Raw genomic sequence first — 13,786 nt, 5'->3', positions numbered from 1 at the left:
GGGATGGCATCACGGTAGCCGGAGGACGCCCGTTCATCCACACTCAGGACAAAGTTCGTCGAGTTGCGGTCATAGCTATTGGCGGAGTGCGAAAAGGCGTCTAGCTTCCTTCAGCGGTGTATCCGGTACCGGAGAGGGATGGGTTACTCATGCGGGATGAACCGTACCAAAAGCCCTCGAAATGGCATCGGCTGACGAAGCGTCGGCCGCGGAGGAGACGCGCGGCGTTGGCGGCACTGCTGTTCGGGGCCGTCACCGCGACCATGCTCGGCGGCACTCCTGCCGCCGCCCGCCCCGAGGAGCGCCCCCGGCTGGCGCTGCCGTCCCCGCCGGGCGGCGACGACGTCAAGGTGCTGGTCTTCCACGGCTCGGCCGGGGACGAGGCGCCGACGGCGGACGCCGGTATCGAGGCCATCGAACGGATCGGCAACCAGGGCCCGGCGGCGACCCGCTTCACGGTCGACGCCACCGCCGACGCCTCCGTCTTCACGACGCCGAAGCTCGGCACGTACAACGCCGTCGTCTTCCTGACCGGCGCGGGCGATGTGCTCGACCCGGAGCAGGAAGCCGGGCTCGAAACGTACATGGAGGCGGGCGGCGGCTTCCTCGGCATCCATGACGCGGCCCGCAACGAGCCGTACTCGGACTGGTACACCGGTCTGATCGGCGCCCGCCCCACCACCGGCCCCGCCACCGTGCAGCGCGCCGTCGTCGAGGTCGGCGACCGCGGCCATCCGGCCACCAAGGATCTGCCGCTGGAGTGGAAGCGCCCCGACACCTGGCTCAACTGGAAGACGAACCCCTCCGGCCAGGTGCACACCGTCGCCCGGGTCCGGGAGAGCAGCTACCAGCCCGGTACGGGCGCCAACGGCTGGGACCACCCCATCTCCTGGTGCCGCGACTACGACGGCGGCCGGTCCTTCTACACCGGCATGGGCGGCACGGCGGCCGGTTTCCGGGAGACGGACTTCCGCGCCCATCTGCGCGGCGCGCTGCTCTGGACCACCCGGCTCGCCCGCGCCGACTGCCAAGCCACCATCACCGCCAACTACAAGGCCGAGCGGGTCACCAAGCCCAACCAGCCCGGCCAGGCGGACCAGATCGGCGAGCCGCACGGCCTGGTCACCGCCCCGGACGGCCGGGTGCTGTACATCGGCCGCGGCGGCAGCGACAACAGCGCACCCGTCGTCACCGACTGGAACGACCCCGACATCGGCAAGGGCCAGGGCCAGATCCACATCTACGACCCCAAGACCGGCAAGGTGACGCTCGCCGGTGCGCTCACCGTGTTCGGCAACAAGGGCGGCGGCGATGAGCTGATCAAGAACGAGGAGGGGCTGCTCGGCATCGAGCTGGACCCGGACTTCCTCACCAACGGCTGGGTGTATCTGCACTACACCCCGCACTCCAAGATCAACCGTGACACCCGCATGGCCGAGCGCCGGGTCTCCCGCTTCACCTTGAACCTCAAGACCGACAAGCTCGACCTCGGCTCGGAGAAGGTGCTGCTGTCCTGGCCGGTGCAGATCCACAGCTGCTGCCACGCGGGCGGCGGCATGGCCTGGGACTCCAAGCGCAATCTCTACATCGCCACCGGCGACAACAACTCCTCCCAGTTCAGCGACGGTTACTCGGGCAACAACCCGCAGCCGAACTACAAGGGCGTGTCCTTCGCCGACGCCCGCCGCACCGCCGGGAACACCAACAACCTCAACGGCAAGATCCTGCGGATCCACCCCGAGGCCGACGGCACGTACACCCTCCCCGAGGGCAATCTGTTCACCGGCAAGGAGCCCGACGAGGGCGGCGGCAAGACCCGTGGCGAGATCTACGTGATGGGTGTGCGCAACCCGGCCCGGATCTTCGTCGACAAGAAGACCGACACGCTGTACGCGGGCTGGGTCGGCCCCGACGCGAGCGAGCCCAGCACCACCTGGGGCCCCGCCAAGTACGACACCTTCGCCGCCATCACCAAGGCGGGCAACCACGGCTGGCCGTTCTGCATGGGTAACAAGCAGCCGTACCGCGACCGCAATCTGCCCGATCCGAGCAAGCCGCTGGGCTGGTACGACTGCGACGCCCCGAAGAACGAGTCGCCCAACAACAACGGCCTCGTGAACCTGCCGCCGGTCACCGGGAACACCATCTGGTACTCGCCCCAGGGCGGCGCCCCCGACTATCCGCGCAACGCCGACGGCATCCCCAGCTACAAGGCGTCGGAGGCGAAGTTCCTGCTGCCGTGGCTCAAGGGCGGCGGCCAGGCCACCATGAACGGCCCGGTGTACCGGTACGACGACACCAGCAACAGCGCCACCAAATGGCCCGCGTACTGGGACGGCAAGTGGTTCGTCGGCGACTTCTACGACGCCGACCAGCCGCGCCACGCCGTCGTGACCGACCCGAAGACCATCGGGAAGGGCGGACTGCCCGTGCACGCGGAATCCCTCAAGAAGATCATCCCGGTGGGCGCCGACGGCATCCGCAACCTCATGGACTGGAAGTTCGCCCCCGACGGCTCGCTCTACGTCCTCGACTACGGGCGCGGCTTCTTCACCTCCGACGCGAAGTCGGCGCTGTGGCACATCACCTACAAGGGCGGCGAGCCCACCCCGCTCGCCAAGGACGTGGCCAGGAAGGCGGAGCAGCGGTGACGCGACGGCGGCAGAAAACCCCGAAGACTCCGAGACCGCTGATGGCGCTGCTCGCCGCGCTGCTCATGGTGCTCGGACTGACCTCGGGACTGTCCACGGCCACGGCCGCGTCCGGCAAGGACACCGGCAAGCGGGCGGCCCAGCAGACCCTGACCTGGACCGCGGGCGACGACATCACCAAGTACGTCTCGGCGCCCAAGACGGCGGTCGCCGGGAAGACCACCATCGTCTTCGAGAACAGCACCGCCACCGGCAACACCATGGGCATGCCGCACACCCTCACGTTCGACGTGTCGGACCCCGAGTACAACAACGACGTCCCGCTGAACATCCTCGCCAACCCCGCGGACGACAGCGGCGGCAAGCACTCCGTCGAGGTCACCCTCGCCCCGGGCCGCTACCGCTACTACTGCACCATCCCCGGCCACGGCCAGATGCAGGGCATCCTCGTGGTCACCGAGGGCGGGGGCGAGGATACCGCCGCGCCCGAGACCTCGGCGAAGGTCGAGGGTGAGAAGGACGCGAACGGCGCGTACATCGGCATGGCCACGGTCACGGTGTCCGCCAACGACGCGGGCTCGGGCGTGGACACGATCGAGTACGCGGTGGGCGACGGGGCGTTCCAGGCGTACACCGCCCCGGTGATGGTGCACGAGGTGGGCACCCACACCATCCGCTACCGGGCCACCGACAAGGCGGGGAACACCTCCGAGGTGAAATCGGAGGAATTCCGCGTCGTGGCCCCGCCGACGGACGACACCACCCCGCCCGAGACGTCCGCCACCGTGTCCGGCAAGCAGGGCCCGGGTGGTGACTACTACGACACGGCCACCGTCACCGTCACGGCCTCCGACACCGGGTCCGGCGTCAACACCATCGAATACGCCCTGGACGACGGCGACTTCGCGAAGTACACCGCGCCGGTGGCGGTGACCGCACACGGTGCCCATACAGTGCGCTACCGCGCGACCGACCGGGCCGGGAACACCTCCGAGGCCAAATCGGTGACGTTCTCCGTGGTCGCGGCGCCGAGCACGGACACCACCCCGCCCGAGACCACAGCGAAGGCGGAGGGCACCAAGAACTCGGACGGCAACTACCTCGGCAGCGCCAAGGTGACCATCACCGCCACCGACGCCGATTCGGGCGTGACGAAGACCGAATACTCCCTCGACGGCGGCCCGTACCTCGCGTACACCACCCCCGTCGTCGTCGACCGGGTCGGCCGCCACACCGTCGCCCACCGCGCCACCGACAAGGCGGGCAACACCTCGGCGGCCAAGAAGCTCGCGTTCACCGTGGACGAGGGCGGCGGCGTGCCCGCCCCCGCGTGCCCCGAGTGGGACGAGCGGCTCACGGTGATCGTCGGTACGGTCGACACCGGCGTCCCCAACCGCATCACCCGCAGTCGCTGCACCATCAACGAGCTGATCGAGGACGAGAAGGACTGGTCCTCGCACGCCCTCTTCCTGAAGCACGTCACCTCGGTGACCGGCAAGCTGCTCTCCGACGGCGTCATCGACCAGCGCGAGAACGAGGCGATCAACAAGGCCGCCGACGAGTCCGGTATCGGCAAGCCCGGCCAGAGCGAGGGCTACCGCGACCTCTTCGACGGGACGAAGAAGTCGTTCGACGCGTGGCAGCACGTGGGCGGCGGCGCCTTCGGGCTGAACGGCGACGGCACCATGACCAGCAGCTCCACGGTCGACGGCATGGGCATGCTGTGGTTCCCGCGGCGCACCTATGACGACTTCTCGCTGAAGCTCCAGTTCCGTGACGACGCCCCGGGGACGGGCAACGCCAACAGCGGTGTCTTCGTCCGCTTCCCCGATGTCAACGACCACCCCGAGGAGTCCCGCCCGGAGTGGGTCGCCATCAAGTACGGGCACGAGGTGCAGATCAACGACCGCCCGGACGGCGACATGTACAAGACGGGCTCGATCTACGGCTTCGACCGGGTCGGGCTGGGCGGTGCGGGAGTGACGCCCAAGGGCAGCTGGAACGACTACGAGATCCGGGTGGTCGGCCAGCACTACTCGATCTACCGCAACGGTGTGCTGATCAATGAGTTCGAGAACGCCGGGGGCCAGGACTTCACCCCGCCGCGCTCGGACGACCCGGGCACCGACGGCCGCCGGTTCGCCTCCGGATACATCGGTCTCCAGACCCACAGCACCAGCGATGTGGTCTCGTACCGCAACATCCGGATCCAGGAGCTGTAGGGAGACGAATGAGTGGCCGCCGGAGTACCCCAGTCCCCGGCGGCCACTGGCACCCTCGAGGTTACCCGAGGTAATACTCAGCGGTAACCCCTCTACTCACGACATGCCAAAGCCCCGCCCCGACCAGCGGGGCGGGGCTTTGGCCCATCGTTCAGGACGCCAGCGTGTCCAGGATCTGCTGTCCGTACTTGACCAGCTTGTTCTCGCCGACCCCGCTCACCGCGCCCAGCTCGTCCAGCGTCGAGGGGACGACGGTCGCGATCTCGCGCAGCGTCGCGTCGTGGAAGATCACGTACGCGGGCACACCCTGCTCCTTCGCGGTCGCCGCCCGCCAGGCGCGCAGCCGCTCGAAGACCGGCACCGCCTCCTCCGGGAGATCGACCGCGGCCTTGCGGGACTTCGACGACGACCCGGACGCACCCGACTTCCCGGCGCGTACCTTCTCGGGCTCGCGCCGCAGCCTGACCTCGCGCTGCCGCCCCAGCACCTCGGCGCTCGCGTCGGTGAGCACCAGAGTGCCGTAGTCGCCCTCGACGCCGATCAGCCCCTGGGCCAGCAACTGCCGTACCACGCCGCGCCATTCGGCCTCGCGCAGCTCGGTGCCGATGCCGAACACCGACAGCGCGTCATGGTCGAACTGGATGACCTTGGCGGTCTTCTTGCCGAGCAGGATGTCGATCACCTGTCCGGCGCCGAACTTCTGGTTCCGCTCCCGCTTGAGCCGGACCACCGTCGACAGCAGCTTCTGCGCGGGGACGGTGCCGTCCCAGGACTCCGGGGGCGTCAGACACGTATCGCAGTTGCCGCACGCGGTGCTCTGCTGGCCGAAGTACGCGAGCAGCTGGACCCGGCGGCATTCGACGGTCTCGCACAGGGCCAGCATCGCTTCCAGATGCGCGCCCAGCTTGCGCCGGTGGGCGTCGTCACCCTCGGAGGTGTCGATCATCTTCCGCTGCTGGATGACGTCCTGGAGCCCGTACGCCAGCCATGCGGTGGAGGGCAGCCCGTCCCGCCCGGCGCGGCCCGTCTCCTGGTAGTAGCCCTCGACCGACTTCGGCAGATCCAGATGGGCCACGAACCGCACGTCCGGCTTGTCGATACCCATGCCGAACGCGATCGTCGCCACTACGACCAGCCCGTCCTCCCGCAGGAAGCGCGCCTGGTTCTCGGCGCGGACCTGGGCGTCGAGGCCCGCGTGGTACGGCACCGCGTCGATCCCGTTGCTCACCAGGAACTCGGCCGTCTTCTCGACCGAGGCGCGGGACAGGCAGTAGACGATTCCGGCGTCGCCCGGGTGCTCGGTGCGCAGCAGCTCCAGCAGCTGCTTCTTCGGCTCGTTCTTCGGGGCGATCCGGTACTGGATGTTGGGGCGGTCGAAGCTCGCCACGAAGTGGTGGGCGTCCTGGAGCTTCAGCCGGGACGCGATCTCCGCGTGGGTGGCCTCGGTGGCGGTCGCGGTCAGCGCGATCCGGGGCACGGTGGGCCAGCGCTCGTGCAGCTCGGACAGGGCCAGGTAGTCAGGCCGGAAGTCGTGCCCCCACTGGGCCACGCAGTGTGCCTCGTCGATGGCGAAGAGCGAGACCGTGCCGCGGTCCAGCAGCCGCAGCGTGGACTCCACGCGCAGCCGCTCGGGCGCGAGGTAGAGCAGATCCAGCTCGCCCGCGAGGAACTCGGCCTCCACCATCCGGCGCTCGTCCAGATCCTGGGTGGAGTTGAGGAACCCGGCCCGGACCCCGAGGTTCCGCAGGGCGTCGACCTGGTCCTGCATCAGCGCGATCAGCGGCGAGATGACGACCCCGACGCCCTTCCGTACGAGCGCGGGGATCTGGTAGCACAGCGATTTGCCGCCGCCGGTCGGCATGAGGACCAGTGCGTCACCACCGGTTATGACATGCTCGATGATCTCCTGCTGGCCTCCCCGGAACGCGTCATAGCCGAAGACGCGGTGCAGCACGCGCAGGGCTTCGCTGCCATCGGGGCCGTTGACGACGTCGGGTCCGTTTTCGGGAAGAGCCATCCGCCGATTCTAGAGGTCCCGCGAGGTGCCCTGGTCAACGACGGGTGAACCGTGTGGTGACGGTCATCGCGGCGGCGCCCCTCATCATCCCCAGCCGGTTCCAGGTCATGCCGAAGCCGGTGCGGTCGATGTCGACGTCGGCGGTGAGCGTGGCGGCGTCGGCGGTGGCCTCGGTGAGCCGCGCCGTGAAGGACAGGGGCCGGGTGCGGCCGAGGACGGTCAGCTCGCCGTCGACCGTGACGGCGGCGCCCTCGCCGGGCACCGCGCCCGAGATCGCGACCACGATCTCGGGGTGCTGATCCGTATCGAGGAAGTCCGCGCCGCGCAGATGGGCGTCGCGCTGGGTGTTCCGGGTGTCCAGCGAGGCGGCGTCGATGGTCAGGGTGCCCCGCGCGGAGCCGTCCGCCGCCACCTCGCCCTCCCCGCTGACGGCCGTGAATTCGCCGCTGACGGTGGCCAGTCCCCAGAACGTCTTGTGCCGGACGCGGACCGTGGATCCGGCCGGGTCCAGGACCCAGCGGCCCGCCGCTATCGCGGACGGCGAGACGGGGGTACGGGCGGTGTCGGCGGCGTCCGCCATGGCGATCACGTCCTCGTCGGTGTGGGACACGTTCCCCAGCAGCTTAGGGAGACCCGGTGTGATGTGGCGATAGGGGAGCAGGTTGGATGGGGGCGGACGTGGGCACAGTGGCCGTTGGAACATGACGGTTCGTCATGTGCACGTCCAGATGGATCCTTTCCCCACGAGGAGGCCGATGTGACATCCAGCAGACTCGTCCGCGCTCTACCGGTCGCGATCGCGGCGGTGCTCGCCCTGGCGGGTGGTCAGGCGGTGGCGGCACCGGCACCCGATGCCGCCGCGCGCGTGGTCACGTATGACGCCAGCGGGGCCGCCGAGTTCAAGGACGCGGTGACCAAGGGCGCGGCGGTCTGGAACCAGAGCGTGAAGAACGTACAGCTCAAGCCGGTCACCTCCGGTCAGCGGGCCAACCTCCGCGTCGTCGCGGACAACGGCTGGCCCCGTGCCCAGGTCACCGCGCTCGGCAGCGGCACGATCTACTTCGGACGGCAGGCCGTGGACGAGGGCCACAACACCGTACGGATCGCTTCGCACGAGATGGGCCACATCCTGGGCCTGCCCGATGTGAAGCCGGGGCCCTGCTCCAGCCTGATGTCCGGTGCCAGCGCCGGTACGTCCTGCACCAACGCCAACCCCAACGCGGCGGAGAAGGCCGAGGTCGAGGACGCCTTCGCGCTGCTCGAGTCGTCCGCAGCGACGACGGCCGCGTACAAGGACTGACCGGGGCTCACCGGAAACGATGCGGGCGGGTCGGGGGATACTCCCGGCCCGCCCGTTTTCCGTCCTCACACCGTGATGACCTCGGTGTCGGGGAGGGCGCGGAACGGTGCGAGCTGGTCATCGGTGGCGCCGCTGTCGGTGACCAGCGTCCACGGCCGGTCCAGCGGGGCCCACGCGGTGAACGGGGACTCGCCGAGTTTGCTGCTGTCGGCGAGCACGAACACCTCCCGGCCGCGGTCGGCCATCATCTCCTTCAGCGAGGTCTGATGGAGACTGGCCTCGCAGATGCCGCGCCGCGCGTCGAGCCCGTCGGCGCCCAGGAAGACCTTGTCCGCGGTGAGCCGGGACAGCGTGAGTTCGGCGAGCGGGCCCACGAAGCCCTGGCTGACATGGCGCAGCGTCCCGGCGAGCGTGATCAGCTCGATGCCGTCCACCTCGGCCAGTGCGCGCAGCGCGGTCAACCCGCTGGTGATGACGGTGAGTTCGGTGCGGGCGCGCAGATGGTGGGCGAGCCGTCCGGTGGTGGTGCCCGCGTCCAGGATGACGGTGTCGCCCTGCGCGATCCGCGCGGCCGCCCACCGTCCGATGCGGTCCTTCTCCGCGATCGCGAGCCCGCTGCGCTGCCCGAGCGTCGGCTCGGGGGTGTGCCCCGCGCTCATCGCGCCGCCGTAGGTACGGGCGATGGCGCCCTGCTCGGTGAGCAGAGCGAGGTCCCGGCGGATGGTGGAGGGGGTCACCTCCAGCGAGCGCGCCAGCTCCTCGACGACCACCGCGCCATCGGTCCGGATCGTGCGGGCGATCAGGTCCCGGCGGTCCGCGGCGCGCAGTCGCCGCTGGCCCTCCCCGTTGGATGTCATCTGCGCCTGCCATCCTCTCCGCGACTCTTCCGAGACTCGCGACTCTTCCAAGACTCTTTCGCAACTCTGCGTGACTGGGAGAGAACACTATCTTCCGTACGCCCGCTCCGTACGCCGCCTATCGACGTACGCCGCCTATCGACCCGACGGGAGAAAACGAGAGAAGCTTAGGAGCATGAACACCTCGCCAGCCGACTTCGCGTCCCGGCTCCGCGCCCGCCGGCGGATCCTCGGCTACTGGGTCGTCCTCGACAACCCGGTCGGCACCGAGCGGCTCGCCGGGCTGGGGTACGACTACATCTGCGTGGACGCCCAGCACGGTCTGCTCGACTACAAGGGCACCCTCGGCGCGATGACCGCCATCGACGCCCGCGGCAGCGCCGCCGGATTGGTGCGCGTCCCCGCCAATGACGGCTTCTGGATCGGCCAGGCCCTGGACGCGGGCGCCCGTGGCGTCATCGTTCCCCTGGTCAACACCGCCGAGCAGGCCGCCGCCGCGGTGAGCGCCTGCCGCTATCCGCCGCTCGGCGTCCGCAGCTACGGCCCGATGCGCTCCGGCCTGCGCGTCGGCCCCACCCCGGCCGAGGCGAACCAGCAGGTCGCCTGTGTCGTGATGATCGAAACGGCGGAGGCGCTGGGCAACACGGCGGAGATCTGCGCGACCGAGGGGCTGGACGGCGTCTACATTGGCCCGTCCGACCTCACGATCGCCCTCGGCGGACGGACCTCCACCGACCTGTCGGTGGCGGAGCGGTTCGACGCGGCCCTGACGACGGTCGCGCAGGCCGCGGAGGCGGCCGGGATCGCGGCCGGGATCCACTGCCCGGACGGTGCCACCGCCGCCAAGCGGCTGGCCCAGGGCTTCACGTTCGCCACCGTCAGCAGCGACCTGGTCCACCTGGAACAGGCCGCCGCGGCCCACCTCCGCGATGCAGGCGGCTAACCGGGGCTATGCCTCCACGCGCAGGGGTGGGGAGGTCAGCCCCCGGGCCCGGGGGAGCAGCACCGTCCGCAGGGCGACGGCGGGGGAGACCAGGCGAGACGGCGGCGCGGCCAGATAGGTGACGTCGCGGAACGCGGCGCCGACCACCGGGTCGATCGCGGCACGGGCCGCCAGCCGTTCGAAGTACCAACTCTGCACCCGCTCGGCGACGCCCGGCGGCGTGGTGTCCGAGGCGGCCGCGTACGGGCGGTCCGCGCCGATGGCGGTGAGCCAGGCGGTGTCGCTCGCCCGGGCCACGGCGTGCTGTGCGCGGGCCGTGAAACCGGGGCGCAGGGGGCTGCCGTCGGACAGGCACCGGCGGAGGGCCAGCCCGCTGAGGGCGGCGACCGACATGCCCTGCCCGTAGATCGGGTTGAACGTGCAGGCGGCGTCCGAGACCGCGAGGAACCCTTCGGGCACCCCGCCGCGGGCGTCGTAGTGGCGGCGGCGGTTGGAGGTGTCGCGGAAGCCGTACGGCGGGGACACCGGCTCGCAGGTGCGCAGGTGGTCGTCCAACGCCGGTTCGCCCAGGGAGCGTACGAAGTCCGGCACCGCCGAGCCCTCCGTCGGCGGATGGTGGCCACGGACCCCGGCGAGCGTCAGCAGCCAGTTGCCGCCCTCGACGGGCGACCAGGCCGCGCCGCGCGGGCAGTCGGGGCGCGGCTGGATGACCATGACCATGTCCCACGGCGCGGCGGGCCGGAACATCTGGGTGCAGTAGCCGATCCCCGCGTCGACGACCTCCTCGCGCGGCGCCCGGTGGCCGAGGTCGCCCAGCCACTTCGGGGCGCGTGAGCCCCGCCCCGAGGCGTCGATCACCAGGTCGGCGGGCAGCTCGCGCTCCGCGCGTTCGGCGGCGCGCGACCGCACCCGCACACCGGTCACCCGGTCCGCCCCGCCGAGCAGCCCGGTGACCTCGGTCGCCTGGAGCACCTCCACCCGGGTCCCGGAGCGCTCGGCCCCGGCCAGCACCCGGGTTCGTACGGTGGCGTCCAGCAGCGCCCGGGTGCAGCTCAGCGTGGCGTGGCGGCCCTCGTGGAAACGGTGCTGCCAGCCGTTCGGGGCCCTGGTGATGACATCGCGCGGCGCCTCCAGACGGTGCGCGCCCGCCGCCTCCAGTTCGGCGTTGATCCCGGGGAGCAGCTTCTCCAGGGCGCGGCGGCCGCCGCTGAGGAGGACGTGTAAGTGGCGGCCCTGGGGGACGCCCTTGCGGAAGACGGGCTGCTCCGGATAGCGGTCCCGCTCCACGACGGTGACCGTGTCCACGTGCCCGAGGAGCGCGGCCGCCGCCAGCGTTCCCGCGAGCCCGCCGCCCACCACTACCGCGTCGCCCCTGCCCATCCCGCCGCCTCCCCTGGACCGTGATCGATACGGCCCAAGCCTGGTGGTGCCGGGCATGGGCCGTCAACCACACAGGGTTACGGCTCGACCACGATCTTGCGGCCCTGGCCGGACCGGAACTGCTCCAACGCCTCGGGGTATTCGGCGAGCGGCATCCGGTGGCTGATGAAGATCTTCGGGTCGAGGACACCGGAGGCGAAGAGCCCGGCGGCGCGTTCGTAGCTGTGCAGGACCGCCATGGAACCGGTGATGGTGATCTCCTGGTTGTAGATCTTGTACGGCTCGATGGTGGCCCGGGTCGCGTAGTCGGAGACCCCGAACTGGAGGAAGGTGCCCGCCTTGGCGACCCGGCCGAGACCGTCCTGGATGGCGGCCTGGTTGCCGGTGGCGTCGATGACCACGTCCCAGCCGCGCGGCTGGTCGAGTTCGTCGGCCGAGCCCGCGGCCCGGGAGCAGCCGAGGGTCTTGGCGGTGGACAGCCGCTCGGCGTTGATGTCGAGGACGTCGACGCTGGTGGCGCCGGTCCGCTTGGCCAGCTCCAGCATCATCAGCCCCATGGTGCCGGAGCCGTAGATGAGCACTTCGGCGCCCAGGTTGCCGTTGAGGACGTCATAGCCGCGCACCGCGCAGGACAGCGGTTCGATCAGGGCCGCGTCGCTCACGTCCACGTGCTCGGGGAGCTTGACGCAGTTGGCCACCGGCGCGACGGCGAACTCGGCGGCGCCGCCGGGGACGCTCACCCCGATGGCGTTCCAGTTGTCGCACAGGTTGCCCCGGCCGATGCGGCAGTAGCGGCATTCGTGGCAGTGCAGGGACGGGTCGACCGCGACCCGGTCGCCGATCGCCAGCTCGGTGACGTCCTTGCCGACGCCGACGATCTCTCCGGCGAACTCATGACCGGGCACGATCGGCAGGGTGGGCGCGAACTCCCCCTGGAGGATGTGCAGATCGGTTCCGCACAGCCCGCAGGCCGCCACGTCGACGACGACCTCGCGGGGCCCCGGGGCCGGGTCCGCGACCGTGGCGACGGTGACCTTGCCGGGTGCTTCGATGACGGCGGCCCTCATTTGACTGCTCCTAGCGACAGGCCCTGGACGAGTTTGTCCTGGGCGGCGAACCCCGCGGCGAGCACCGGCAGGGAGATGACGATCGACGCGGCGCACACCTGGGCCAGGAACAGCCCCTGGCTGGTGACGAAGCCGGTCAGGAAGGCCGGTGCGGTCTGCGCGACCACGCCGGTGAGCACCTGCGCGAACAGCATTTCGTTCCAGCTGAAGATGAAGCAGATCAGCGAGGTGGCGGCGATGCCGGGACCGGCGATCGGGGCGACGACCCGCCACAGGATGGTCGTCAGCCGCGCCCCGTCCATCTGGGCGGCCTCGATGATGGACACGGGGATGTCGGCGAGGAACGACTGCATCATCCACACGGCGATCGGCAGGTTCATCGACGTGTAGAGGATGACCAGCAGCCAGACGTTGTCCAGGAAGCCGGTGTCCTTCGCGAACAGGTACACCGGCAGCAGCCCCGCCACCACCGGCAGCATCTTGGTGGACAGGAAGAAGAACATCACGTCGGTCCACTTGCGCACCCGCCGGATCGACAGCGCGTACGCGGCCGGGAGCGCCAGCACCAGCACGAAGAGGGTGGAGAAGAGCGACGTGCCCATCGAGTTGAGCAGCGCGGGCCAGGGGCTGGCCCCCGGCCGTCCACGCCGAAGAACGCCTTGTAGCCGTCGAGGGTCAACGGGGCGGCCAGGGAGGGCGGGTTGGTGGCGGCGTCGCTCTCGGAGTGGAACGAGGTGAGCAGCATCCACAGCACCGGCAGGACGAACAGGATGCCGATGAACCAGGCCAGCAGGCCGAGCGCGGCGCCGCGGCGCTTGGCCCGGCGGGCGGTCGGGGGAACCGCGGTGATGGCGGTGGGGGCGGTCAGGGAGGTCATGCGCGGGACGCCTCCTCACGGAAGAGGGACGACACCACGCGCAGCGCGAAGGTGGCGATGATGATCGTGCCGATCACGACCAGCACACCCGCCGCCGATGCCAGCCCGTACTCGTGGGCGTTGTAGAAGGTTTCGTAGATGGTGTAGGGGAGGTTGGCGGTGTCGAGACCGCCACGGGTGAGGGTGAACACCGCGTCGAAGTTCTGCACGATGTAGATCGACCCGAGCAGGGTGCCCAGCTCCAAATAGCGCCGCAGATGGGGCAGGGTCAGAAAGCGGAAGATCTGCCAGTTGCCCGCGCCGTCCAGCTTGGCCGCCTCGATCATGTCCAGCGGACGGCCCTGGAGTCCGGCCAGCAGGATGAGCATCATGAACGGTGTCCACTGCCAGATCAGCGACGCCTCCACGGCGATCAGCGGCATATCGCTGAGCCACTCCGGCTGGGGTCCGCCCAGCCAGTTGAGGACGCCGT

General features: G+C 70.1%; 10 protein-coding genes and 1 pseudogene. 4 read left to right on the top strand and 7 right to left on the bottom strand.

Annotation, left to right across the window (positions count from 1 at the left end):
• Positions 1-263: 263 nt before the first annotated feature.
• Both SSOG_RS03245 and SSOG_RS03240 read left to right on the top strand, forming a co-directional pair.
• A complete protein-coding gene (locus SSOG_RS03245; RefSeq protein WP_050800255.1) occupies positions 264-2,651 on the top strand; it encodes a ThuA domain-containing protein in 2,388 nt (795 codons plus the stop codon).
• A gap of 41 nt (positions 2,652-2,692) precedes the next feature.
• Complete coding sequence (locus SSOG_RS03240; RefSeq protein ID WP_039936462.1) at positions 2,693-4,873, top strand: OmpL47-type beta-barrel domain-containing protein; 2,181 nt, start codon at positions 2,693-2,695, stop codon at positions 4,871-4,873.
• A gap of 151 nt (positions 4,874-5,024) precedes the next feature.
• Here the strand turns inward: SSOG_RS03240 and recQ are convergent, their stop codons facing one another.
• Together recQ and SSOG_RS03230 are read right to left on the bottom strand one after the other, a co-directional pair.
• Positions 5,025-6,890, bottom strand: coding sequence for a DNA helicase RecQ (recQ, locus tag SSOG_RS03235; RefSeq protein ID WP_009712773.1), 1,866 nt, complete (start codon positions 6,888-6,890; stop codon positions 5,025-5,027).
• Positions 6,891-6,924: 34 nt separating this feature from the next.
• Positions 6,925-7,470, bottom strand: coding sequence for a YceI family protein (locus SSOG_RS03230; RefSeq protein ID WP_009712772.1), 546 nt, complete (start codon positions 7,468-7,470; stop codon positions 6,925-6,927).
• A gap of 177 nt (positions 7,471-7,647) precedes the next feature.
• Here SSOG_RS03230 and SSOG_RS03225 point away from each other — a divergent pair, with 177 nt between their 5' ends.
• On the top strand, positions 7,648-8,190 hold the full coding sequence (locus SSOG_RS03225; protein WP_009712771.1) for a snapalysin family zinc-dependent metalloprotease: 543 nt from the start codon (positions 7,648-7,650) through the stop codon (positions 8,188-8,190).
• Positions 8,191-8,255: 65 nt separating this feature from the next.
• Here the strand turns inward: SSOG_RS03225 and SSOG_RS03220 are convergent, their stop codons facing one another.
• Entirely contained in the window at positions 8,256-9,047 is a 792-nt protein-coding gene (locus tag SSOG_RS03220) for a DeoR/GlpR family DNA-binding transcription regulator (RefSeq protein WP_009712770.1), read from the bottom strand.
• Positions 9,048-9,222: 175 nt separating this feature from the next.
• On the opposite strand from SSOG_RS03220, the gene SSOG_RS03215 reads away from it, so the two are divergent.
• The gene (locus SSOG_RS03215) at positions 9,223-9,990 is read left to right on the top strand and encodes an HpcH/HpaI aldolase family protein (RefSeq protein WP_009712769.1); all 768 of its coding nucleotides are present in this window, start codon (positions 9,223-9,225) and stop codon (positions 9,988-9,990) included.
• A gap of 6 nt (positions 9,991-9,996) precedes the next feature.
• Here SSOG_RS03215 and SSOG_RS03210 read toward each other — a convergent pair whose 3' ends face one another.
• From SSOG_RS03210 to SSOG_RS03195, 4 genes and pseudogenes are all read right to left on the bottom strand, one after another.
• Positions 9,997-11,370, bottom strand: coding sequence for an NAD(P)/FAD-dependent oxidoreductase (locus SSOG_RS03210; RefSeq protein ID WP_039936459.1), 1,374 nt, complete (start codon positions 11,368-11,370; stop codon positions 9,997-9,999).
• Between the two features lie 77 nt (positions 11,371-11,447).
• Complete coding sequence (locus tag SSOG_RS03205; protein ID WP_009712767.1) at positions 11,448-12,437, bottom strand: zinc-dependent alcohol dehydrogenase family protein; 990 nt, start codon at positions 12,435-12,437, stop codon at positions 11,448-11,450.
• Positions 12,434-13,314, bottom strand: a pseudogene (locus SSOG_RS03200) (carbohydrate ABC transporter permease). The gene SSOG_RS03205 and the pseudogene SSOG_RS03200 overlap by 4 nt, the downstream one beginning before the upstream one ends.
• Positions 13,311-13,786, bottom strand: a 476-nt coding sequence (locus SSOG_RS03195) for a carbohydrate ABC transporter permease (protein ID WP_039936457.1), incomplete at its 5' end; no start/stop codon positions are given. The gene SSOG_RS03195 and the pseudogene SSOG_RS03200, both read right to left, overlap by 4 nt.

It is taken from the genome of Streptomyces himastatinicus ATCC 53653, from assembly GCF_000158915.1.
Lineage (GTDB): Bacteria > Actinomycetota > Actinomycetes > Streptomycetales > Streptomycetaceae > Streptomyces > Streptomyces himastatinicus.
The sequence above is the reverse complement of the archived record's forward strand: the minus strand, read 5'-3'. Positions and strand labels throughout refer to the sequence as shown.